The organism is Candidatus Auribacterota bacterium (genome assembly GCA_026392035.1).
GTDB lineage: Bacteria > Auribacterota > Tritonobacteria > UBA1439 > UBA1439 > JAPLCX01.
On sequence record JAPLCX010000117.1, the window covers coordinates 1 to 23848 of the forward strand.

At 57.3% G+C, this 23848-nt stretch carries 24 protein-coding genes and 1 pseudogene; 13 read left to right on the top strand and 12 right to left on the bottom strand.

Features of this window, described 5'->3' with window-relative positions; genetic code table 11:
• The first annotated feature begins 386 nt into the window (after positions 1-386).
• Complete coding sequence (locus NTX71_12180) at positions 387-1334, top strand: radical SAM protein (GenBank protein ID MCX6340656.1); 948 nt, start codon at positions 387-389, stop codon at positions 1332-1334.
• 16 nt (positions 1335-1350) lie between these two features.
• Here NTX71_12180 and NTX71_12185 read toward each other — a convergent pair whose 3' ends face one another.
• The 3 genes from NTX71_12185 to NTX71_12195 all read right to left on the bottom strand — a co-directional run bounded on the left by NTX71_12185 (position 1351) and on the right by NTX71_12195 (position 2857).
• On the bottom strand, positions 1351-2043 hold the full coding sequence (locus NTX71_12185; protein MCX6340657.1) for a PTS sugar transporter subunit IIA: 693 nt from the start codon (positions 2041-2043) through the stop codon (positions 1351-1353).
• Positions 2044-2117: 74 nt separating this feature from the next.
• A complete protein-coding gene (locus NTX71_12190) occupies positions 2118-2483 on the bottom strand; it encodes a hypothetical protein (protein ID MCX6340658.1) in 366 nt (121 codons plus the stop codon).
• Entirely contained in the window at positions 2480-2857 is a 378-nt protein-coding gene (locus NTX71_12195) for a TraR/DksA family transcriptional regulator (protein MCX6340659.1), read from the bottom strand. Before NTX71_12195 ends, NTX71_12190 begins: the two co-directional genes overlap by 4 nt.
• Before the next feature lie 185 nt (positions 2858-3042).
• On the opposite strand from NTX71_12195, the gene NTX71_12200 reads away from it, so the two are divergent.
• The 4 genes from NTX71_12200 to aroE all read left to right on the top strand — a co-directional run bounded on the left by NTX71_12200 (position 3043) and on the right by aroE (position 7779).
• Positions 3043-4065: an ATP-grasp domain-containing protein gene (locus NTX71_12200; protein MCX6340660.1), complete on the top strand. Its 1023-nt coding sequence runs from the start codon at positions 3043-3045 to the stop codon at positions 4063-4065.
• Between the two features lie 135 nt (positions 4066-4200).
• Entirely contained in the window at positions 4201-5472 is a 1272-nt protein-coding gene (gene aroA / locus NTX71_12205; protein ID MCX6340661.1) for a 3-phosphoshikimate 1-carboxyvinyltransferase, read from the top strand.
• 188 nt (positions 5473-5660) lie between these two features.
• Positions 5661-6776 carry a chorismate synthase gene (gene aroC, locus NTX71_12210; protein MCX6340662.1) on the top strand — a complete coding sequence of 372 codons (1116 nt, stop codon included), beginning with the start codon at positions 5661-5663 and terminating at the stop codon, positions 6774-6776.
• 148 nt (positions 6777-6924) lie between these two features.
• Positions 6925-7779 (top strand): shikimate dehydrogenase, encoded by an 855-nt coding sequence (gene aroE, locus NTX71_12215; protein ID MCX6340663.1) that lies wholly within the window; start codon positions 6925-6927, stop codon positions 7777-7779.
• Here aroE and NTX71_12220 read toward each other — a convergent pair.
• From NTX71_12220 to lptE, 4 genes are all read right to left on the bottom strand, one after another.
• Positions 7754-8866 (bottom strand): hypothetical protein, encoded by a 1113-nt coding sequence (locus NTX71_12220; GenBank protein ID MCX6340664.1) that lies wholly within the window; start codon positions 8864-8866, stop codon positions 7754-7756. The genes aroE and NTX71_12220 overlap by 26 nt on opposite strands.
• 15 nt (positions 8867-8881) lie before the next feature.
• Complete coding sequence (locus NTX71_12225) at positions 8882-9937, bottom strand: hypothetical protein (protein MCX6340665.1); 1056 nt, start codon at positions 9935-9937, stop codon at positions 8882-8884.
• Between the two features lie 134 nt (positions 9938-10071).
• The gene (locus tag NTX71_12230; GenBank protein ID MCX6340666.1) at positions 10072-10764 is read right to left on the bottom strand and encodes a potassium channel family protein; all 693 of its coding nucleotides are present in this window, start codon (positions 10762-10764) and stop codon (positions 10072-10074) included.
• A 25-nt stretch (positions 10765-10789) separates the two neighbouring features.
• The gene (gene lptE / locus NTX71_12235; protein MCX6340667.1) at positions 10790-11977 is read right to left on the bottom strand and encodes an LPS assembly lipoprotein LptE; all 1188 of its coding nucleotides are present in this window, start codon (positions 11975-11977) and stop codon (positions 10790-10792) included.
• Between lptE and NTX71_12240 the strand changes: the two genes are divergently transcribed.
• Entirely contained in the window at positions 11976-12434 is a 459-nt protein-coding gene (locus NTX71_12240; GenBank protein MCX6340668.1) for a hypothetical protein, read from the top strand. The genes lptE and NTX71_12240 overlap by 2 nt on opposite strands.
• Before the next feature lie 7 nt (positions 12435-12441).
• On the opposite strand, the gene NTX71_12245 is transcribed toward NTX71_12240, so the two are convergent.
• Genes NTX71_12245 through NTX71_12255 form a run of 3 tightly spaced genes read right to left on the bottom strand, consistent with a single transcriptional unit; the run spans position 12442 to position 13348 of the window.
• The gene (locus NTX71_12245) at positions 12442-12768 is read right to left on the bottom strand and encodes a hypothetical protein (protein MCX6340669.1); all 327 of its coding nucleotides are present in this window, start codon (positions 12766-12768) and stop codon (positions 12442-12444) included.
• Positions 12769-12773: 5 nt separating this feature from the next.
• Positions 12774-13076 (bottom strand): hypothetical protein, encoded by a 303-nt coding sequence (locus NTX71_12250; protein MCX6340670.1) that lies wholly within the window; start codon positions 13074-13076, stop codon positions 12774-12776.
• Positions 13073-13348, bottom strand: a complete 276-nt coding sequence (locus NTX71_12255) for a translation elongation factor-like protein (protein ID MCX6340671.1) — start codon at positions 13346-13348, stop codon at positions 13073-13075. Before NTX71_12255 ends, NTX71_12250 begins: the two co-directional genes overlap by 4 nt.
• Positions 13349-13563: 215 nt before the next feature.
• On the opposite strand from NTX71_12255, the gene NTX71_12260 reads away from it, so the two are divergent.
• Positions 13564-14553 (top strand): radical SAM protein, encoded by a 990-nt coding sequence (locus NTX71_12260; GenBank protein MCX6340672.1) that lies wholly within the window; start codon positions 13564-13566, stop codon positions 14551-14553.
• On the opposite strand, the gene NTX71_12265 is transcribed toward NTX71_12260, so the two are convergent.
• Both NTX71_12265 and NTX71_12270 read right to left on the bottom strand, forming a co-directional pair.
• The gene (locus NTX71_12265; protein MCX6340673.1) at positions 14461-17100 is read right to left on the bottom strand and encodes a DEAD/DEAH box helicase family protein; all 2640 of its coding nucleotides are present in this window, start codon (positions 17098-17100) and stop codon (positions 14461-14463) included. The genes NTX71_12260 and NTX71_12265 overlap by 93 nt on opposite strands.
• 388 nt (positions 17101-17488) lie before the next feature.
• A complete protein-coding gene (locus tag NTX71_12270; protein MCX6340674.1) occupies positions 17489-17707 on the bottom strand; it encodes a hypothetical protein in 219 nt (72 codons plus the stop codon).
• 438 nt (positions 17708-18145) lie between these two features.
• Between NTX71_12270 and NTX71_12275 the strand changes: the two genes are divergently transcribed.
• The 6 genes and pseudogenes from NTX71_12275 to NTX71_12300 all read left to right on the top strand — a co-directional run bounded on the left by NTX71_12275 (position 18146) and on the right by NTX71_12300 (position 23753).
• Complete coding sequence (locus tag NTX71_12275; GenBank protein ID MCX6340675.1) at positions 18146-19186, top strand: adenylate/guanylate cyclase domain-containing protein; 1041 nt, start codon at positions 18146-18148, stop codon at positions 19184-19186.
• A 330-nt stretch (positions 19187-19516) separates the two neighbouring features.
• A complete protein-coding gene (locus tag NTX71_12280; protein MCX6340676.1) occupies positions 19517-20137 on the top strand; it encodes a GyrI-like domain-containing protein in 621 nt (206 codons plus the stop codon).
• A gap of 282 nt (positions 20138-20419) precedes the next feature.
• The gene (locus NTX71_12285; GenBank protein MCX6340677.1) at positions 20420-20704 is read left to right on the top strand and encodes a DUF6429 family protein; all 285 of its coding nucleotides are present in this window, start codon (positions 20420-20422) and stop codon (positions 20702-20704) included.
• 777 nt (positions 20705-21481) lie between these two features.
• A pseudogene (locus NTX71_12290) lies at positions 21482-21712 on the top strand (PDDEXK nuclease domain-containing protein).
• Positions 21713-22755: 1043 nt separating this feature from the next.
• A complete protein-coding gene (locus NTX71_12295; protein ID MCX6340678.1) occupies positions 22756-23076 on the top strand; it encodes a nucleotidyl transferase AbiEii/AbiGii toxin family protein in 321 nt (106 codons plus the stop codon).
• Between the two features lie 128 nt (positions 23077-23204).
• Positions 23205-23753 carry an ORF6N domain-containing protein gene (locus NTX71_12300; protein MCX6340679.1) on the top strand — a complete coding sequence of 183 codons (549 nt, stop codon included), beginning with the start codon at positions 23205-23207 and terminating at the stop codon, positions 23751-23753.
• Positions 23754-23848 lie beyond the last annotated feature (95 nt).

Sequence of the window (23848 nt, forward strand, 5' to 3'; positions counted from 1 at the left end):
AAATGATGTTCGCCACGGATTTTCACGGATAACCACACGGATGGCCGCAGATGAAGCTTTCTTTTCATCTGTGAATATCCGTCATAATCCGTCCCGCTTAGCGGGATCCGTGGCCCCCCTCTATAAGTGACCCCTTACCGCCGTTACCTAATACCTCAGTTACGGGGGCAGTAATCCACTCTAAGCAGTGTTTTCATCCACGGATTGACACGGATTTACACGGATAGCCTGTTTAAAAATCCGTGCTCGTCCGTGAAATCAGTGGATAATCGTTTACATTGTTTCCCCCCTATAGCTGAGGGATTACGCCGTTACGTATTCAGGATTGGAGGTCTTTGTGCTACAATCGCCGTGAGGTGGTGGAAAAGTTTCAAGAGGCAATTACCATGGCAAAAAAAGGAAGAATGGTTTTTGGTCCGGTCCCCTCGCGCAGGTTGGGTTTTTCTCTTGGTGTGGACCTGGTTCCTTTTAAAACCTGCCCCCTGGACTGTGTTTACTGCCAGCTCGGCCGGACGACCGACAGGACGCTGCAGAGGAGAACGTACGTTTCCCCCGGGGAGATCATCAGGCAGATCAGGGCTGCGCTGAAGAGGGGCGGCAGGATCGACTGGATCACCCTCTCGGGATCAGGGGAGCCCACGCTGCATTCGGAGATCGGGAAGATAATCCGGACGATAAAAATAATGACCGACATCCCCGTCGCGGTCCTCACGAGCGGCGCCCTCCTCCATAATGCTTCGGTCAGGAACGCCCTGCGCGCCGCAGACTTGGTGATCCCCGATCTCGACGCCGGCTCAGCGGGGGTATTCCGCACGGTCAACAGGCCCCACCGCTCCCTCACCTTCAAGAAGGTGGTGTCGGGCATCAAGGATTTTGTTTCTCATTTTCCCGGCAGGGTATGGCTGGAGGTGGTGCTCGTGAAGGACGTCAACGATTCACCGGCAGAGCTCAGGAGGATAAGCGCGCTCGCGGCAAAGATACGGCCGGCGCGCGTGCAGCTGAATACCGTCGTCCGTCCCCCGGGGGAGGTGTGGGTGCGACCGCTCTCCCCCCGTGAAATGCAGCGGGCGCGCGCTTTCATGGCAAAGTGCCTTCGGGTAATCCCCATTGATGTCATCGCGCAATCCGCGGGCGTTGGGGTTCGCAGCCTCGCCGAGGATATCGAAGAGAGAATCCTCTCCTGGCTCCAGCGGCGGCCCGCAACCGCACGCGATCTTGCCAGGGGAACGGGTGCCCGCATGAGCGATATCACGAGGCGCATCACGCACCTCGTTGAAACTGGCAGGGTGAGAAAGACGACCTTCAGGGAAGCAATCTATTACATTGCGCTGTGAGATGCACGCGGCGACGTCACTGCAGCGCTTTCTCAAACGATGCGAACGCCTCGATAACGCCCCGCTCATCCTTCGCCCTGCAGAGCGCAACCCTCATTTTAAGATTCCTGAGGAGCTTCGTGAGCCGGGCCAGTAGCTGCAGGTGCAGATCGAGTTTGGGCGTGCAGAGCAACACTACTACATGGGTGAGTTTCCCATCGATCGACTCAAAGTCTATGCCGTGCCACGAGAGGCCCAGCACGAGGCGGGGCTTCTTGATGATGCCCGTCAGCGGCTCTCGCGGGTGCGGGATGGCAACACCGTCCGCGAGGGCGGTACTGCACATGCGCTCTCTCTCAATGACCGCATTTCGAATCATCTTCTTATATTTACGGTTCACGCCGCCATGCTCGATCAAGAGCTCGATAAGCTCATCAATCACCGCCAATTTGTTCCTGCCGACAATCCTTCTTGTGATGCATTTCGGGTCGAGCAGCGGATGGATCGCGATGGAATGCTCACTATAGTCTCTCTCCAATGTATTCAATTGGTTGATGTCAAAATCTTTCACGCCGCGATGGAGCCAATCCCTGATCTCCGCGGTCTTGACGAGCAATCTTCCGTCCTTGTCCCTCTGGGCATATCCCTTTTCGACAATGAGCTTGATCGCCCGCGCGCTCATGTTGAGGAACTTGGCGGCCTCTTCCAGCGTCATAAACTCACCAGGCATAGCAACTCCTTGTAATGACAAATACCAAAGCACAAATGACAAAGCGCCAAGGTAGTTTTGTCATTTGAATTTTGTCATTTGTCTTTATCCTCTCGTACCTCAATCCACGTCACCGTGGGGGGGTGCGCTCTTCCCGAGGGGCGGCAATCAGTCTCGATTTTCATGCCGGCGCGCAGCTCGCCGATGCGTAATGGGCGCGCGCCACAGAATATCAGCGTGGCGGCATCATCGATGTGAAAGGTGTCGATCGATCCGGATTCGTTTTCAACCTTGAGGATCCGTCTCTCTCGATCGATCGAAAGAATCGTCCCCAGGGACGTCCCTCCCGCACCTGGTCCGCCTCGCGCCGTGCCCGAGCCGAGAACTAACGCGGGGAGGACGAGGCACAAGACCGCACTCATCTCTATGGGGAAGCGCCGGGTGTGCGGGGGCACCCTCATGACGGGTTCTTTTCCTGATGCTCCTTGCACTGCAGGCATAATCTCGCATAGGGAACTGCATCGAGGCGGGCCTCATCTATTGGATGAGCGCACTGCTCGCAACAACCGTACTCACCGCTCTCTATTTTCTCAAGCGCTGCGTTTATGTCATTGAGTACGTTCTGCTCGCGCGATGCGAGGGTGAGCGTAAGGTCGCGATCATACGAATCACTCGCCGAGTCAGCAAGGTGGATGGCGTAGCCCGAGAGATCGCCTGATTTCTCCTTGAGCGACTGGCTCAGCGCCCCTTTCTGCAGCGCGTTGACTTCGCTCAGAATTTGTTCCTGGAGCGAGAGTAATTTCTGCTTCATCTCGTTGGGCTTCTGCGTATCCATAATCGGCACTCCCAAGGTCTTGCCCGAGAATCGCCCCTCTTGCGGAACGCGCGACTCTCATGCGTATGGTAGCAGCTCTTCCGGCAGAGGGCAAACATTTTTTCCAGATTTTTTCCAGATTTTCTTCTTGAACTTATCTCGTCGCAGAATATAATAGACCTGTAAGCGGCCTGAGGGGTTGAGCGATGTCTTCAAAACGGGCGAGGCGGGTTGCGGTTATCTACAATGTGTTTCACCCTCGTGATCCGCGCCAGGAACATGAGGATGACGCATCGGAGAGCATCCTCACCGATGTCCTGCGCGTTCGGGATATCCTCGCGAAGCGGGGCGATCATGCCTTCTGCATCCCCCTCATCCGCAGCGCGGGGAATTTTTTCAAAAGGCTCATCGCTTCACGACCAGATCTGGTATTCAACCTGTGCGAGGGAGCAATGGGCGACAGCCAGCATGAGATGAATGTCTGTTCCCTCCTCGAGTTGAGCGGGATACCCTATACCGGTTGCGGCCCGCTCACCCTGGGCATCGCCCTTGATAAAGCGCTCACCAAGAAGCTCCTCATCGCGGAGCGCATCCCCACCCCATCCTATTTTGTATGTGACGGGAGCGTCCCCCGCACGCTGCCGCGGGGAATGCGTTATCCCTTGTTCGTCAAACCCCTCAGGGAGGACGCGAGCCTCGGAATATCCCGAAGCGCCTTCGTGACAAGCAGGGCAAGGCTCATGGAGCGATGCCGGTTCATCGTCACGCGGTACCGCCAGCCCGCCCTGGTCGAAGCGTATGTCGAAGGGCGAGAGCTCAATGTCTCAATCATCGGCAACAGGAGACCGGTCGTCCTGCCCATCTCCGAAATTGACATGAGCCGGATACCTGAGGGGAGGCCGCGCGTGTGCGACTATCGCGCGAAGTGGGTCCCCGAGAGTGAAGAGTATGTCACCACCGTGCCGCTGTGCCCGGCCCGCCTGGCGCGCGCGACGGAGAGGATGGTAAAAGAAACGGCGCTCGCCTGCTATCGCATCCTATCCTGCCGCGGTTATGCCAGGGTGGATATCCGTCTGAGCCGGACGAATGTGCCCTTTGTACTTGAGGTCAACCCGAATCCATGCATCGGGCTTGACGCGGGGGTCGTGCGCTCCGCGGCAGCCGCCGGCATCCCGTACTCTGATTTTATCTGCAGAATTGCCGACCTCGCCCTCCGGGGCGATTGGTAGTGCGCCGCCCCTTTCGAACGGATAGAATTTGCATTCTCTTTTTTTCGCCGTGATGATATATTTACCGTGAAGGTCAGCTCATCGCTCATCGCGTGGGAGCGCGGTGAATCTTCCTGTTCATGCTGGGCCGCATCCATGAAGCTCATTGTTCACCCATCAACACTGCGTGGCGAGGTACGGATTCCGGGTTCCAAATCACACACCATCAGGGCGGTGGTGATCGCCACCCTGGCAGCAGGGCGCTCGAGGATTATCAAACCTCTGGATTCAGCCGATACGAGATCTGCCATCGGGATGAGCCGCGCGTTCGGCGCAAATGTAGAAACAGGCGAGGACTGGTTCATTTCAGGCACCGCGGGCGCTCCCTCGGTGCCTGAAGACGTGATTGATGTGGGCAACTCCGGGACGGCGTTGAGGTTGGGAATGGGGGTCGCGGCGCTGTGCCCCGGCTACACGGTTTTTACCGGTGACCACCAGATCAGGCGCCGCCCCGTCCACGCGCTCATCGAGGCATACCGATTGCTGGGGGCGGAGGGATTCACCACCCGTCCGAACGGATGCGCGCCGGCCGTGATACGCGGCAGGATGGAGGGCGGGCGAACGGAAATCAGGGCGGTCACCTCGCAGTTCCTCTCTAGCCTCCTCATCTCGACTCCCCTCGCCGAGAAGAACTCTGAGATCAGGGTACTGCAGCTGAACGAGGTCCCTTACGTGGAGATGACGCTCTCCTGGCTGGATTCACAGCGCATCACCTACGAGCGCAAGGCGTGGGACCGTTTCTACCTGAAGGGGGGCCAGAGATACTCCGCATTCGATCGCCGCATCCCCGGGGACTTCTCCTCGGCAACGTTCTTCCTCTGCGCGGCGGCAGTCACGGGTGGCGAACTTGTCCTGCGCGGTCTGGACATGGGTGACGTCCAGGGAGACAAGGCAGTGGTAGGCATGCTGAAAGAGATGGGGGCCGAGATCGAGATCATGGCCGACGGCGTGAGGGTGAAGGGCGGTGACCTGAGGGGTGCCGAGTTCGACCTCAACAGCACGCCGGATGCGCTCCCCGCGCTGGCGGCAATTGCCTGCTTCGCCGCTGGTGAAACAAAGCTGCGGAACGTGCCACAGGCCCGTCTCAAGGAGACAGACCGGATCGCGGTAATGGCGCAGGAGCTGAGGAGGATGGGGGGAGACGTGGAAGAGCGCGCGGACGGCCTGATCATCAGGGGGAAGCGGCTGAACGGCGCGCTGGTGTCCGGCCACCACGACCACCGCGTGGTGATGGCGCTGGCAGTCGCGGGCCTCGCGGCGGGCGGAGAAACCGTTATAAACACTGCCGAAGCGACGGGCGTCACCTTTCCCGATTTCACGGAACTGATGCGGCGGTGCGGGGCACGGATGGAACTCGTGAACGAGTAAATCCCAAATCCAAAATCCCAAATCCCAATAGCTAATCAATGTTTATTATTTGGGATTTGGAGTTTGCCCCTCATGGGTTCTCGTCCACGCCCCTCCGGGGTCCTTGTCCCGAGGCCCCGTCGGGGTCGAGGGAAGACCCCTTTCGGGGTCGAGGGAGGATTTGGGATTTCGCAAAGGAGGTTCTGCGTATGCTCGGCAATACGTTCGGTCGCGTATTCAGGATCACCACGTGCGGTGAGTCATACGGGGGCGGCCTCGCCGTCATTGTGGATGGTGTCCCGGCAGGGATAAAACTCACCAACAGCATGATCCAAGAGGAGCTCGACAAGCGGAAGCCCGGCCAGAGCGACCTCGACTCACCGCGCAAGGAGACCGACATCGCCGAGGTTTTCGCGGGGCTTGGCCAGGAAGGGCTGACCACCGGCGCGCCGGTGGGGATCATCGTGCGCAATGTTGACAGGCAACCGGAGCACGTCGAGCAGTACCGCTCGGTGAAGCACCTCTTCAGGCCGGGCCATGCCGAGTACACCTTTTTCGTGAAGTACGGGGAGCACTACGACTGGTGCGGGGCGGGGCGCGCGAGCGGGCGGGAGACTGTCGGGAGGGTCGCGGGAGGGGCGGTAGCGAAGCAGATTTTGCTGCGCGAGAATATCGAGGTGCTTGCCTACGTCAAGGAGAGCTGCGGCATCAGCGCGCGGGACATGAGCTTCGAGGAGATCAAGAAGAACTATCGCGCGAATCCGCTCAACTGCCCGGACTGTGCAGCCGCGGAACAAATGATCGCGAAGATTCTTGAAATCAAGCGCGCGGGTGATACCTGCGGCGGCGTGGTTGAAATCATTGCCCGCGGGGTTCCCGCAGGCCTGGGCGAGCCGGTATTCGACAAGCTCTCCGCCACGATCGCTCACGGACTCATGAGCATCGGAGCGGTAAAAGGCGTGGAGATCGGCGCCGGCTTCGCCGTGGCGGGGATGCGAGGATCTGAGTGCAACGATCCGCCCTATATAGAGAAGGGCAGGGTGCGATTCCGGACGAATAATGCAGGCGGCTTCATGGGAGGGATCACTAATGGCGAGGATCTCATCATCCGGATGGCGGTGAAGCCGACGCCGACAATTTCGATGGAACAGGACTCCATAGACAAGCGCGTGATGGAACCAGCCAGGCTCGCCGCGATCACCCGACGCGACGCCACGATCTGCCCGCGAATCTACCCCGTCGCCGAAGCAATGGTCCGCATCGCCATCCTGGACGCCCTGTACCTGTGGCGGGCGTGGCAGGGAGTGCAGAACATAAAGAAGTAGCGCACCCCCTTCAGGGTGCGAAAGATCGTGGGGCGTGTGGGCGTAGGGGGTGATGGCGCATAGAGTTAAGATACTTTCTTTGTGGTTACGCCGTTACACCGATACGCCTCACGCCGATACGGCTGAGAGCCCGAGTCCTGATCCCCACATGAAAGAGTATGCCGTCATAGGGTGGCCCCTCGGCCACTCCATGTCACCGGTGATTCACAATGCATCATTCGAAGCCCTCGGCCTCCCCTGCCGGTTTACGGCGCAGCCGGTGTCACCCGCCTGCTTTGACCAGTTCATGAAATCCGTCCCCTCTGCGCCGTTCAAAGGGCTGGCGGTCACGATCCCCTACAAAACCGAGGTCATCAAGTACTGTACGGTGCGTGCGGGGGAGGTGGAGACAATTGGCGCGGCGAACACTGTCTCTATCACCGGCGGAGGTGTCCTGATGGCCGATAACACAGATGCGTCCGCGGTGGGCCGCACACTGAGAGATGCCGGTGTCTCTCCCCGGGGCAGGCGGGTCATCGTGCTTGGAGCGGGGGGCGCCGCACGCGCGGCGTGCGCACAGGTGCTCCGCGAGGGGGCTGCCTCACTGACGATCGCTAACAGGACGCTCTCCAGGGCGGAGGCTCTCAGGAGGGATCTGCTCAACGCGTTTCCTTCAGCTCGCGAGGTGGCGGCCATCACTCTCCCGGGCGAGGCGCTCGCCCATGCATTGAGGTCAGCTCATATCCTCATCAACACCACCTCGGTGGGGATGCACCCCGCGGCGGAAGAGAGCCCTCTCCCGACCGAACTGCTCACGCGCGACATGGTGGTCATGGACGCGGTCTATAACCCTGTTGAGACGCGCCTGATCAGAGAGGCGAGGGCGATCGGCGCCGGGACGATCACGGGCACGGACATGCTCATCTACCAGGCGGCTGAGCAGGAACGGATCTGGCTGGGGGTGGATGCGCCGCTCCCGGCGATGCGGGAGGCGCTGCTCAGAGAACTCGGGAGAGGCGCGTGAGCCGGCTGTCGCAGAGGTTAATGAGCGCCTGGGGAGTCCCCGCTTTCTTCCTGAACGCCGCGCTCCATCTCCTCCGGTATGCCGCGTGGAGCTTTTTCAGGAATGCCTCGCTCACCCCTTGCCACTGCTTTGACTTGACCGCTTTGAACTCCTCGAAGGGCTGACGGTATTCATCCTCCGGCCAGCGCTCGTGCAGGGCATCCTCGAGCGTCCAGCCTGTCTCAGCCAGGTGCCTGAGCTCCCTCCAGTACGCCTCCAACTTTCTCAGGTAATCCTCGATGTCGTAGGCCCGCGTCCCGGCGTCGTAGATGACGCAGCGCTCGAGCGGATAGTAGGTCGATTCGTACTGCGACAGTTCGAACTCCGGCGCGAGGAGGCACCGGCTCCGCATGAGATCGGTCCCCTGGATTTTTATCTTCACCGCGGTCTTGGAGTCGGCGAGGTGGAACTTGCCCTCGAGGTACACGGCGCAGGTCCGCTCGTACCGCGGGAAGAGCTGGCGCAGCATCGCGTGGTACTGCCTGAGGAGCTTCTCGAGCTTGTGGCAGCCGATGGTGAAAAAGAATACCTGGCGGATGGGCGTCCCGCTGTTCTTGGCCAGGTTCACGATGATGTCCATGCCATTGCTGATCGTGATCCCGGTGGCGATGACGTCAGCGAAGAAGAGCGTGCCGTCGGGGGGAATGAGAATCTTGCGGTACTGGTTGTCCTTGATGAACCACCGCCCGTATTTGTCCTTCTCGCGCTGCGACGTGATGAAGGAGGACGAGTGGATATTGAAGCCGTACGCCCGCGCGAGCGCGCGCCGCATGCCGAAGTTGAGGCTGCCCCGGAGGAAGTGGACGACCCCGATTGAGCGAGGATCAAGCCTGCGTATCGCTGAGGCCGGCGGGAAATTGACGAGGATCGAGGCGATCGCGGACTCGAGAAGGTCGGTATACCTGACACCCATGATCTCCGGCCGGTTGCAGACCTCCCGGCTCTCGGGGGTTGAGGCAATGTAGCGCACCAGGCTGTCGCCGTACTCACCCTTGAGCTCGTAGATGACTGCTCGCTTGTTCTTCTTGAGGAGCTTGAGGTATTCCACGCACTGTCCCCCGGCTTACGCCAGCGTCTCTATCTCTCGCGGCAGCGTCACGAGGAGGGCGTCCCGCTCATCGCGGGCCCTGGTAATCCTCACCAGGCGGCTCCTGACCCGCAGTCGGTAGCCACCGAAATACTCCCCGCGCTGCGACCCGTCATAGATGACCACATCGATCGGCTCGCGACGCTGCCGGCCATCCAGGGTGACGTGGTCGAGCGTGAGGATGGCGGGGAGGTAGCCGGTGTGGCGGTCATTGACGACCACTCCGCTCGCTGAAACCGATTCCTTGATGACCTCCATGCGAAAATCTTTGAGGGGTATCTCATCGCGGCGCGCGTACTTGAAAAATGGACAGATGACCGTGCCGAGGTGCTTGAATCGAAGGGGCCAGGTTTTGCCGAGCTCGACACACTCTCGATCCGGGCTTTCCCTCTTGAGCTGCCTGATGCGCTTGATGATCTCGAAGTTCTCCTGTACGCTCCCGAAGAAGATGACGTCCACATCCTCCTCGGGCTCTTTATAGTAACCGTACGAGAGCGATCCGTTGCACCCCACCCGTTCCCTCGGCACGCACAGGAGCTCCTCGAGAGAGCTGACGACCTCCGCGATCCGTGGCGTGGATTCCATGAGGAGACGGAGGGATCTTTTGCCGTCAAAGTAACCCCTCATCTCGCTGAGGAGGAAATGACTGAAGTGGTCCGCATAGGGGGGGCGTGGCGGTCGCGTGGCGAGCTCGGGGAGCAGCTCGACCTGGCGGCGCACCTGCTCCTTGTAGGAAACAATCACCAGTTTCCCGCCTTCATAGCGCCGGTGGGTCCAGTTAAAATTTTTTCCGTAAATGATTATATGACCATCGGGATCGGGATATTTGATCAGGCAACCGAAGAGCCCCCCCGGAGGGTGGGCATATCCCTCGCTGTACACAAGGCCGCCCTTCCTGTGCAGGAAATACATGGCGTCCGAAGGCCCGTCGGCGAGCTTCTCCACAGGGAGAAGGTACTTCTGTACTGTTTTTTCAAAAAGATCATTCATCGCGCGTTCTTTCGTTTCTCCGCCGGCGACTCGCGTGCGCACTATGCCTGCAAAGGATAGCACAGATTGCCCTCGTCCGGCAACATTCGAATGAGGAAGGGCTTTTCCAAACAGGAACACAAGATGAGCTGTAACATCCTGGAATGCACGATGTAATAACGCTGCCGCCGCGGAGATCACTCCTCCTGCGCCGGCGGAGGGGTATGGGTCATCTGGGCGATGTTCATGCCGACGAGCCTCGCGATGAGGATCGCGACGAAGAGTTGCCCGGAAATTGCTTCCATATACGAGAGCGTCTGGGAAAGCGCGGTCTGCGGGCCGATATCGCCATAGCCCAATGTCGTCAGCGTGGTGAAGCTGAAATAAAGGAGCTCGGAAAAAGAGCCTCCCCATTGCGGCATGACCCTCCCGAAGGAAGTGGGGTCAAGGTCTTCCGCAATCGCGTAGATGAGCGCCCAGAAAATGCCAAGGAGGAGATAACCGCTTATCGCTGCGTATATCTTGTCGCCGGTGACCCTGCAGCCGGTGAAGATGCTCTTCAAGAGCACATAAATTACCAATGTGAAAAATGCGACATAGGCACCCATGAGCGAATACTTGACCGCGCTCCATGCTGCGGGTGACAGGTTTGTCATCAACGGCAAGAGCGGTCCGCATAATCCTGCGCCCAGCCCGAGGATGACGCCTACCCAGAAAATGCGGCGCGATGAGGCGAGGATCTTGAGTGCCCCAAGGATGACGAGGAGTAAGAGCAGCGAGAGAAAGAAGCGGCCCCGCTCATCATTTCTGAGGAAAGGGACCATGATGAGGATCATGATAATGGCGAGCATGAGCGTCACGTAGAGGTGCCGGTGATATTTCAGGGTCATTGATGAGTGATCCTCCAGGCGAGTGCTACTCTTTCCGGATGCGGAAATCCGTATGGGCGATCCTCCCGCCATTCATAAAATAGGTGGCCCGATAACTCCCAGGGCCACCCTTCGCAACGAGCGCGGCGATATTCTCCTTGAACGCGTGAATGTCGCTCGCCTCTTCCCACGTGTAGCGCTCTTCGGAGATGGTCGCGCCCGTGTCCACCTTGTCTATCTTCACGAGGATCTCTTTCCCCGCAAATTCTCTGTCGAGCTCGATGACGACGTAGAGCGCATCATCCCGGGGGGTGAACGCGGAGCGAATATCCACGGCGTGATCGATGAACGCGCCGCAGACAACGAGACTGCCCCGCGGCACCCTGGCCCGCTGCTGGTGCGGGATGAGGCCGAGCAGAAGTTTCCTTGCGGCGCTATCCGCGGCCTGGTCCAGGACCTCCGCCTCGCCCCGGGCAGGGGGAGCGCCATAGGAAGAGGAGGTGCCGACCCTCGAGTCGGACCAGATGACCCTCCCCGTGGAAGCGTCGATAAGCCTGATGCTCGCCTCGACCACGGCATCTATTTTATACCAGTCAACGGGCATCTGGTCATAATAGGCTGGGTGTGGAGATTCACCATAATCGAATGGCTCCCCGTAGAAACGCACCTCATGAAAGCGGTCGCTCTTGTAGTTCAGAACAGTGCCGATGAGGAGCGCGTCAGCCCCTGTTGACCGGCCGAGCTCCATTGCGACGGCAGGATTCATATCGCCCGCGGGGGGTGAATAGTTCTTTGGGGTATCGGCCTTGAGCGTGCCCCCCGGGGCTATCTTATAGGGGCCCCTCTGGAGGAGCAGGGCGGTGAGCTTCTCCGACACGACCTGCCCTGCGCCAGGGCATCCTGATCGATTCTCAAACGGTAATACGGCGATGGTGTGAACTTTCTGAGAATCGAACCGCGGCCTGATGGTAACCCAGACATTGGGCCCGGCACAGCCGACGAGCAACGCCGCAACCGCAGCGCTCATGGAGACGCGCACGCTCAACATGTTCCCCGCTCCATTCCACTCCATGCTCTGGATTATACACCGGGGGTGCAGTTTTTCAAACATTTTCTCAGGAGAGCGGGGCCCGGAAAAGGTTGCGGGCGCCTGCACACTATGGTAGAGTACCGAGGACGTCGCGAGAAAAGGGTTGTCGGCAGCAGATCGGCAAATCTGAAACACGGGTGCCATGGGCTACTCACCGCACATACCCGAGCACGGCAGCGGGGACATTGATACCGTCAACTCCCAGGGCCAGGCGGTCCCGTCACCGGATGCTGAGATGCAGCTCGTTCCCACCCCTGAGAGGAAGAGCGGCTGCGTCATCTACATTAACAGCGGCGCAATCGGGGGCGGCGATCATCCCCACGCCCGCAGTCTCATGCACGGCTTCCTCTACACCCTCACCGAGATCGCCCCGCAGCCGAAGGCAATCATCCTTGTCGGTTCGGCGGTGAGGCTGGCGCAACCGGGCTCCGCCGCCATGGAGAGTCTGTCGATCATGCAGGAGCAGGGCGTCCAGATTCTTGTCGCTGAGAAATCCCTCAGGGAGATCGAAGGCGAGGCCGGCATTACAGTGGGGAAACCGGTGACGATGCACGCGATCCTCAACGCGCTCCTCCAGGCTGAGAAGGTAATAAGCCTCTGAGCGGCCACTACATGGAGAGCCAGTCGAACCAGCCGAGGTCAAAAAGCTCGCTGTAGGTCGCCAGGCCGAGGAGCGCCACGTAGATGAGGATACCGGCGAGGGAGAGCGGCGCACTGTGCTTCCGGCAAAATGCGAGAATCGATTTCTCTTTGAGGAAGCAAACTGCTATGAGCGCGAAACCGACGGCGGCGCCGAGTGGCACACGTCCCCTCATAGAGGGAATGACAGTCGCCGCCCAGGCACCGGCCAGAGTGAACACCATGACCAAGAGGAGGCGCAGGGCCACGCTCAGGATTGTATCGATACGGCCGCGAGGCCACGGTGTGGTATTCATTCAGTTCACGCCTGAGCGGGTGCGGCGGCTTCTGCCTTTTTCTTTTCCCCTTCCTGCTTTATCCCGAACTCCTTCCAGCACCTCTTCGTGCAGTAATATCCGCCGTTCCGATAGTACCATTTGACGCGGCTCAGCGCTTTGCCGCACTGCTCGCACTTGTCGGGTTTCTCCTTCTTCGGAGCAGGCGCGTTTTTCTGTGCGCCCTCTTTCTTCGACGCCTCGCCCCCCGCGGCCTCCGGGGGCTTCACCTCCCCCGCTGTGCCTTTTCCCCTCTCCGCTCCCGCCTCCTTCTTTATTTCATCTGTCATAAGCTCGCCGTTCCTCCATCCTGGACAATCTTATACACCTTGTCGTGAGGCCGCACCATCTCTGCAACCCTGATACCAATGGAATCGCCTGCCTTGGCCTCGGTGATGCCCTGGTGCTCAACCTGCATTGATTCAATATTCTCCTGGCAGTCCGTGGTGTGGCCGACAATCCGGATGCGATCACCGACGCTGAGCGGGCCGCTCAGCTCAATGGCCGCAACCTGGATATGACCGAAATAGTGCGTGACCCTTCCAATCTCGATCTCTGGCATTGTTCTCACCTCCTCGAAGTTACTAACCCGCTGCCAAGAACACTTCAGAAACCATTCCCCGTACCGGCATGGTTCAACTCAATTCCAGCGATGCCTTCATTGTACGGCAGGGGCCGGTTCCGCGCAATAGGGAACTTCGCCATTTCGAGTGGCGACTTGGATTCCTCTATCCCGGAGCGCTTCCCTCATATAGAATATAGGCGGCGCCGCGCTCGATGGGCAGCGATCCCCCTTTTGAGCGTGTGAGCACTGAGCGCGGCACGTTCTATACCATACACATGAAACAACCCACGCATCACGAGGAGCTTCCCGCCTCCTACCATCGCCTGCATGAGAACGGCGAGCTTGCACGACGCGCCGCTTCGGCGCTCCGAATTCTCTCCCGCTGCGCGCTCTGCCCCCGGGGATGCGGCGTGAACCGCTTGAAGAACGAGACAGGGGAGTGCCGCATCGGCCTCCGTGCCGTGGTCTCCAGCGTTGGCCCTCACTTCGGCGAGGAGCCGCCGCTCGTCGGTATGCACGGCTCCGGCACCATTTTCTTTTCGGGCTGCAACCTTCACTGCGTCTTCTGCCAGAACTTCGAGATCAGCCAGTCAGCGCTCGGCGAAACAGTGAGTCCGGAGCGCCTCGCCTCGCTCATGCTCGCCATGCAAAACTACGGCTGCCACAACCTCAACCTTGTCTCTCCCACCCACGTCGCCGCGCAGATCCTGGAAGCCCTTATGCTCGCCGTTGAGGGCGGGCTGCGGCTACCCATCGTCTATAACTCAGGCGGCTATGATTCTCCAGAAATTCTGAAGCTCCTCGACGGCGTGGTGGATATCTATATGCCGGACGCGAAATATGGGAGCGATGCTGAGGGGGAAACATACTCGCACGCATCCGGGTACTGGGACTGGAATCGCACCGCCCTCAGGGAAATGCACCGACAGGTAGGTGTGCTTGAAATTGATCGGCGCGGAATCGCCCGACGTGGCCTGCTCATCAGACACCTGGTGCTGCCAAACAACCTCGCCCGCTCCGAGAATATGCTCCGCTTCATCGCCGAGGAGCTGTCGCCCGATTCTTACGTGAACATCATGGACCAGTACCGCCCCTGCCACCGCGCAGACTCATTCTCCGAGCTGGGGCGCGTGGTCAGGCCCGATGAGTTCGCGCGCGTGCTCGCCCATGCCCGCTCGCTTGGCCTGCACCGGGGATTTTAATTCTCTCGCCGATCTCACGCCCGCAAAAAATTTCTCCATCTCCGCGAGCGCTCCCCGCGCGTCGAGGCTGCAGATGGAGGCGGGGGGGAGCGATTCCAGGAAGAGTTTTCCATACCTCCTGGTGTGGACACGGGAGTCGAGGATGAGCACCGCGCCGACATCCTCCCGGTGCCGTATCAGTCTTCCAAAGCCCTGCCTGAACTTGATCACCGCCTGAGGGACGCTGTACTCCAGGAACGGATCCCCCCCCGCGAGCTCGATCGCCTCCATGCGGGCCTGCTGGATGGGCTCGTCCGGAACGCGGAACGGCAGGCGCGTGAGGATCACGCACTGCAGCGCCTCTCCCCTCACGTCAACGCCCTCCCAGAAGCTGTCCGTGCCGAAAAGGACGGATCCCTCCTCCCTCCGGAAGCGGTTGAGCAGCGCAGTGCGATTTTCGCTCCCCTGCTTGAGCACCGTGAGCCCCTCCTCCTCGAGCTGGTGCTCCAGCCTGGCGTGCAGCCTTTCGAGAAGCCTGTAGGAGGTGAAAAGCACGAGCGCGTTCCCGCGGCTGATCGCCACCGCCTGCCTTACCACCTCCGCCAGCATATCCTCATAGCCCTCGCTCCCCGGTTCTGCGATCCCCCGTGGCGAGGCCACGAATGCCTGCGTCCTGTAGTTGAACGGGGATGGGAGGATGCAGCAGTCTATCTTCCCCCTCTCCGCTTCCTTGAGCCCCACACGGGAACGAAAATAGTCGAACGTGCCTCCAACGGTGAGTGTCGCTGAGGTCATGATCACCGTGCCGAAACGCTCGTAAATAGCCTCGCGCATCCCCTGCGAGACATCCAGGGGAGCGGCGCAGAAGCTCAGGCGCTCCCACGTGCCCCTCCCCTTGAGCTCCAGCCAGCGGCAGACGCCGTCGCCCCCCTCCATGAAAAAAGTGAGGCACTCAAGGTGCTGCGTGAGGCGCTGCCGCATCGCGCCTATTTCCACCAGGGCTGACTCGATCATTTTCTTCCGGTGATCCGTGAGCGTGCCGAGCAGTTTGATGAGCTCCCCGAGTTTCCCCGAGAACGATCCGATGGCACCCAGCAGTTCCTTGAGGACGGGGCAGAGCGCCCCCTGCCAGAAGGGCGATGCGGCGACATCCGGCGTAATCCTGAGGCTGTGGGCATTTTCTCCTTCCTCCTCGCCGCACACCTTTTTTAATTCGGGAGTGATCCGTTCCATGGCCGCAGCGATCTTTTTCTCCACGGTGAACCGCTCGGGGGCTATGGTCTCGGTGATCAACTCGAGCGCGTCTGATATCCGTTCCTGGTCCTCATCGTGGATCTTCGTCCTCAGCTTCGCGCAGAGGAATGGGAGCAGCCCCCTGGCGGTCTCCCTCGTGCTCTGGAGGCGGCGCAGTACCCTGAGCAGGCCGTACTTTGAAATCTGGAACCCGAGGTACTCCGTGGCGACATCCTCGATGTGCTGGGCCTCGTCGATGATAATCCTCTGGAACCTGGGGAGCACCGCAGGCCGATCGTAGCTCTCCGTGCGGCTGCGCACCGCAAGGTCTGCCATGAGCAGGTGGTGGTTCACCACGAGGACGTGGGCGCTTGAGGACTCCCTCCTGGCCCTGTAGAAAAAGCATTTCGCGTAATAGGGGCAGTGCAGGCGCGTGCACTGATCCGCCTCGGCGCAGACACGCTCCCAGTTCTCCCTGCGCGGGATGAAGCTCAGATCAGAGAGGCTCCCGTCTTTTGTTTTTTCAGACCAGTGAATGATTTCGCCAATCTCCTCCTGCCCATCGAGTTCCACAAGGAGCCTGCCCTCTTCGCGCGCGGCGGCGAGCTTCCTCAGGCAGAGGTAGTTGCTCCTCCCCTTCACCAGCACCGCCTTGCAGTGCAAGCCCTTCAGCCGCTGGAGGAGCGGCAGGTCCCTCCCGATGAGCTGTTCTTGGAGATTGATCGTGTTCGTTGATATCACCACCCTCTCCCCGTTGAGGACGCTCCATGAGATCGCCGGGACGAGGTAGGCGAGCGACTTGCCCGTCCCCGTACCCGCCTCGATCAGGGCGAGCCGGTCCTCGTTGAATGCTCTTGTCACACTCGCCATCATCGTCTGCTGCTCTTCCCGGTACTCGTAATCGTTCAGGGCCTTGCTGACGGGGCCTCCGGGGCGGATATACGAGGCGAGCCGCTCGAGATCGAGGGGCGCCAGCTTCTCCTTTTGAGAAGGCTGGACGACGGGATATATTCGCTCGACGGCGTTATCAACGATGTAAAACCCCGCCCCGAGGTTCCCCAATTCAGATGCCACCGCGAGGTCGGCTTTGGAGGGATAGATCACCCCATCGGGATGGTTATGGATGACCACGTCGCCCAGGGAAACGCTTCTCGTAATGGCGGGGACGCTCTCCTCGTCACCCCTCGCGAGCACGGAGACACTTTTCACGATGAGCTTATCGTCCGTTTTGCCGAGGAAAAACACCTCGTTCCCATCAGCAGCCTGTATGGACGATCTCATCTCGCCGGTCGCTGAATGGGTGATATATTCCGCGAGTTCGATTGGCTTCTTCATCTGGAATAAATTATAACACAATGCCTGCGATCGGTCGCCCGCATCGGCAGTCTGGAGTTGCACCACTTTTGCTGATACACATCCAATGTTCTACCACAGAGGACACAGCGCGGCCTTTGCCCACAACCAATTTTTACCGCTGAACCTGCCTGCCGGCTGGCAGGGACACTGGATTTACCGAACACGACATTCTACGGTAAAGAAAGTTACGAATACCTCCGTGAGCACCGTGGTGAAAACGTTATGACTGTTTTCTGTACGTGCCAGTTCTTGTTTTTCATATCGTGCTGATGATCAGGATATTCCAAATTCGTACTGTAATTTTTGGGGGAATATCCAGCATCGGGAGTGGGCTGCGCACAGACCATCAGCGTGGCGGGTCCGCACGTCAGTAGAAGAGCCGCATTTGTGGAAAGAAATCGGGGAACTGCTTCTGCAGGATTGCCTTGGCGACGGTGTAGCTTCGCTGGTGATTCTTCAGGCTGAGGTGGTAGGTGCTTTTCATCTGCTTTATAGTAAGGAATATCGCTGTCTGGAACATCCCCTTGCGAAGCTCGGTTCTGATCTCTTCTTCAGTCTCGGGCGAAAACGTAAGTTTCAGTTCCATACGCCACGCATCTCCTACACATAATATACACTATTGTTCAGCAGAATGCAATACTTATGTCATTATTCCAAAAGAAAAGATTATGAGGCAAAACATGCGAACCTTACCCAAATTCCCACAATATGTCCACAGGCGACACTTAATTGTTGGCTTTTTGCGAGAATCTCCCCGTAGCCGACACTTAAGTATCGGCTATGATGTAATGGAAATACAAATATCAAATAAGTGGGTGGTATATATGTATATTGGGCCTAAAATGACCTATCACTCCCATATTAGCCGTAATATTGAGCATATTATGGTATATATGTTATTACTTATTGGTTGTATACATATCGTATTCGACCTTTTCAACCAGCGGATGATCATGCCAGGCCAAAAAACCTTTGACAGGACCGAAGGCAATTCTGCAGAATATGCAGGAACTGGTTTTGACATATGACGGATACCATCGGCCAGAGACAGCTTGCCGCCATCGTTTTTACCGATGTGGCGGGATTCAGCTCAAAAACTGAGGCTGACGAGGAAAAAACTCTTCGCCGAGTCAAAGAAGATCTCAAGCTTCTCACCTCCCTCTCTGCGGCTCACAACGGCAAGGTTGTCAAGACTACAGGCGACGGTTTGCTCATCTCATTCGGTTCAGCGATCGATGCCGTATCCTTTGCCCTCGAGACCCAGGGAAAGATTTCTGCCCGGAATAAAACCCTTTCAGCCGTCGAGCGCCTTGAGCACAGGATGGGCATCCACCTCGGCGATATCTTCATCTCGGAATCCGATGCAATGGGGGATGGTGTCAACATCGCGGCACGTCTTCAGTCAGAGGCGGAACCGGGCGGGATCTGCATTTCTCAAACCGTCTATGACGTGGTAAAGAATAAGCTCGCAATCAGGGCGGTTGCGATCGGGCCCCGGGAACTCAAGAATATCCGTGAGGCCATCTATGCATACCGCATCGTGCTCGATGCGGAGAGCACTCTCGCGCGCCAGGCTTCGCCCGCTGCACGGGCTCACGGACGCCCGCGAAGGTTTTCTCCGTCTCTGGTTGTCACCGTGGTGCTGTGCGCGCTGGCCTTATTCATTGTGATCCCCGGCCGTCACCGACGCCTCGCGACAACGCCTCCGCAGGCGCCTCCAGCGAGCTCTGCTGCCCTCAGGGCATCCTTGCCTGAAGAGCCACGCCTCGCCCGCATCGCCTGGGTGAAACAACGATTGGTTCAGCGCGGTCCCGAAAACCCGCTCGCCATAATGGCTCCGAGGAGGACAGGCGAGAGGTTCGGCGGAAGGGAGCTCACCGTTTGGATGGAGGGAGAGGATGTTCTGATAAAATCGGGTGGCGAGATAATACAGCGCCGGCTCGAACAGCTCGCGCCAAGAATGCTCGCCGCGATCGCCGTGGGCATCGCCAGGGAAGATCGAGCCGGAACACGGATGAAACCGCCCGCTCCGGCCATGCGCCCGGCTCCACCGCGCAATCAATAGTCATATCTGCTCAATATACTCCAACATAAACACGCAGAGCCAAACGCAGTTAGCTATTGCGAAACAGTACGCGCGCACCTGCCGGCAGGAAGGGATGCATACAGACAGGACTACGGTTGGAAGTTTATAATTGAAGATATACCGCAACATAATTTCCGGCTCTCTTGCATTTTGTGTGGGTGCCTGCCTCTATTATACAGGAGGGAATATGTAAAGGATGTCATTGCGGGTCCCGAAAGCTTTCGGGACGTGGCAATCCCACTCAGATATGCCGGTTTAATGCGAGACTGCTTCGCAATGACAACCGCAAAAAATAGGGGAACTTCCGACATGAAAAAAATTGACCTCAAGAAAGAACTCAAACAGCTCTACAACCCGCCCCGCGAATCACCTGTCATCGTGGATGTGCCCTCGATGAATTTCATAATGATTGACGGCGCGGGTGACCCGAACAAAGCAAAGGAGTTTGTGGATGCCATTCAGATGCTTTATGCGGTTTCTTATACGCTGAAATTCATGATTAAAAAGGCTGACCCCTCAAAAGACTACGTCGTCATGCCTCTGGAGGGGCTCTGGTGGGCTGACGACATGGCTGCCTTCAGCACCGGGGGAAACAGGGACTCATGGAAGTGGACGCTGATGATCGCCCAGCCGGCGCACGTGACGCGAGAGCTCTTCGATAAGGCATGTGAGCAGGTCAAAAAGAAGAAGAACCTGCCCGGCCTCTCAAAGATCAGGTTCGAAAATTTCCATGAGGGCATGTCGGCACAGATCATGCACATCGGCCCCTACTCGGCAGAAGGCCCTACTGTGGAGAAGCTCCATGCCTTCGTCAAAGAGAAAGGGTATTCACTTCGCGGCAAGCACCGCGAGATATACCTGAGCGACCCCCGCAGATCATCCCCTGATAAGATGAAGACCATCATCCGCCAGCCGATGGAACAGCATTAAAAATAGCTTTGATGTCTAAAGAAAAATAGAGTAGAATCCAAGCAACGATACTTCAGAGGATAATACTCTATGTATCTGGTATATAATGCCGATAGAGAAACATGCCGGGACTCATCTCCCGGTTTTTTTATTGATGTTTTGTACGTGAGTTTTTCGGGCTCAAGAACCAGGCGCAATATGTGACCCGTTGGAAGAATATACGAGCGCCCTTCTAACGTCACAATCCGTGACTTTGCAACATATCCGATAATTGCTGAAGTGTGTGAGCCTTGGAGGTCGGTAATGTCAGAAGAGATAACACTATCTGAGTCGGAGTTGCGGATGCGGATTGAGGAGCTCGCCTTGCTGCTCCTTTATCTGGCGCATTGGGTGGAGGATGAAAAGCTTATACCGGGAGGCATTCACCGCGCCTGGAAAACAGTTCCGTTCGACGCATTGGACGCCCTGACTGATAAGGGCTACCTCGTCCGCGTGAAGAGGCCGAGCGCGAGCAAATCGGTTGTCCTGACCGACGAAGGTCTCGCCAGGGCAAGGGAATTGGAGAAGAAATACCTGAGCAAGTTTTAAGGTGCCGATTTGCCATCTTGAAGCACGGCCAGCACTCCTCGATTCAGAATGGCTGGTATCACAAAATGTGATACCACACAGGAAATATATCGGAAACCCCGCCGCCGGATCGGGTTTGGCGTGGGGGAACGCCGGTCGCGGTACAAAGTGTATTCTTATCCCCTCTCCCCCTCGCGGGAGAGGGCCGGACGTGAGGGGTGCTTTATCCACTGTAATTGTTGTCATCGGAATTGGAGGCTTACACGCAGTTTCCGAGTGCGAAAACCGCCTCTAAGACCATTTTAAGGGCAATAAAATGACGGAACATTCACCAGTGGAGAAAGATATCGTGGTCCGACCCCGGAGCCCAAAAACTCAAATTTTCACCGGTTTTGCCGGCTGTTTTTACCGAGCATGGTGCGATCATGGCGGCTACGGTGTTGAACAGTCGGCGAGCTGTTGAAATGAACTCAAGAAGAGACTGATGAATCGCGTCATTTAAGGTCACAATTTGTGACCTTAGAGAGTGACCGAAATATCTATTCGCGGAAGGGCGGCATGGCAAGTACCGAAGGTAGAAATGAGAAGAGTGGACAGCTAGCTGACGTTCGAGTCTTTGGTGCACGCCATTCAAGTTGCCCATGCTCATTTTGCCGCCCAGGCGGTGCGAGCCGTGAATATCGGCCTGACGCTCCACAACTGGTTGATCGGCTGTTAGATCCTACCTGCTGTGAAGAAGGTTAAGATTCGGGGGGACAGCGTCCCCGAAATTATACATTCAACTGGTTCCGTAAAAGTGAAATTGTGGCAGGAGACAATTCCCCCGTCGGCATTCTTCTATGTACACGTAAGAATCATGCCCTTGTCGAGTACGCGCTGGCGGGTATGGACAACCGGTTATTTGTGAAGAAGTACCAGCTTGAATTGCCGAGCAAAGACGACATCCGGCTATTTCTGGAGGAGCAGATGAAAAAAGTCCCTCCCTCAAAGCCCCGCCGCCGTATCGGGATAAAAACCTCGTCCATGTAAGGAGTCCCAGCGCTAGAGAGTCGGTTGTTTTGATCGACGAGAGCCTCGCCAGGGCAAGGGAATTGGAGAAGAAATACCTGAGCAAGTTTTAAGGTGCCGATTTGCCATCTTGAAGCACGGCCAGCACTCCTCGATTCAGAATGGCTGGTATCACAAAATGTGATACCACACAGGAAATATATCGGCTGAAGCGTATACTCCGTGGCTTCTCACGACTATATTTCGCTATAATCATGGTCGTTATAGATACATCCTGCTACAATATGGAGCGGTTTCGGCGAGAACGATAGTTGTTTGTTGAAGATATTGAGTGCCGCTGAGTATAAACCGGGCTACAATGAAACAAGTCTTGATATCGGTGTGAGGAAAGCGTAAACTGTCAGAAATATGTATACTATTTTCTGACAGTTATATTTTATGAAAGATAACTATTTCCTTGCAAGAAAGGTAGTTAGGCGAATAAGCCGCGCTAAAGAGGGTGCGCTGTTTTCCGCAAGCGATTTCCTTGATTTGGGCAGCCGTGCGGCGGTGGATCAGGTTTTTTCACGGCTCGTGCATCGTGGTCAGTTACATCGGATCGGCCGTGGATTATACGCTGTGCCACGCATCAGTCGGCTGACCGGTAGTGTGATGACTGCGGCGCCGGATGCTGTAGCGCGAACCTTGGCGCGAAAGTTGGACATGAGGATTTTACCATCAGGTGCGTACACCGCCAATCTACTAGGACTCTCGACGCAGGTTCCAGCTAAGATCATTTACCTAACCGATGGTCGCGCTAGGACGGTCCGGATAGGACCGCAGACAATCATATTCCGTCATGGATCGCCAAAAACCATGGCGGTTACTGGACGAGTTGCGCCTTTGGTATTTCAGGCTCTGCGGTATCTCGGTCGTAGGGGGGTATCACAGGATGAGATAATGCGTCTTCGGCGGCTACTCAAGAAAAATGACAAGCAGGAGCTTCTTCGGAACCTTCTTCATGCGCCGGGATGGATGAGATCCGTTTTGCTTCAGATTGCCAGTGAATTGCCCCGAGGTGAATGATGGACCAGATTGCCAAATCCCCGGTGGATGAACGCGCGCGTCTCTTTCAAGAAGCGGCTGACCTTCGCCCCAGGATTCCGTCTTTTGTAATGGAGAAGGATTTCTGGGTCTGTTGGACAATTAAGCGCATCTTCACATCGGTTGACATCCCGCTTCATTTGATCTTCAAGGGGGGCACAAGTCTTTCAAAGGTTTTTCATGTCATCGACCGTTTCTCCGAAGATGTGGATCTCTCCTTTGACCGTCGGGAGCTTGGATTCGATATCGGGTGCGACCACGAATTGACCCTGACCCCGAATCCACTAGTCAATCCCTGTTAAAAATTAGGATCGAACTGGCTCACTACCGATTTAACCCCGCGCCGCAGATGGGATACTAACATCCATTTTGCATGGGTGATCAGTAGTGTTGCGGAGATACAAGGGTTGTCGGATAATATGCGCAGAGTTTGGGCAAACGGGATCGTAAAATCGATTTCACCCCTGCCCGCATGTATGACGTAACTACGAAAGCATTGAATCAGGCTGTCAAACGCAATGAAGAGAAATTTCCTTCGGATTTCATGTTTCAACTTACTCTGCAAGAGGTTACGGGATTAAAATCGCGAGCAGTTAGTAACGTTGAATCAGATATCCGGTCACAAATTGTGACCGCATCGGCAAAGAGAAATATTCGATATCCGCCCTACGCATTCACAGAACATGGCGCAATAATGGCGGCGACGGTGCTCAATAGCCCGCTGGCGGTGCAAATGAGTGTATTGGTGGTCAGGGCATTTGTAAAAATGCGGGAGACCCTGGCCGCAACTGAGACAATGGCAAGAAGGCTAGCCGAAATAGAGAAAACATTGCTTTCTCATGATGGTGCGTTGCGCGATCTGTACTATAAAATCCGCCCCCTGCTGCTTCCGCCTCCAGAGAAGCCCAAACGCCGGATCGGGTTTGGCTTGGGGGAACGCCGGGCGCGGTATAAGTTGAGAGTGCGGAGAAGCAAATAGCAATCTCTACTTCTCAATTTCTCTTTTTTACACAATAGTTTGGGATTTGGGGTTTGGGATTTGGGATTTAGCTGCGGCTGGAGGCCGCACAAGGT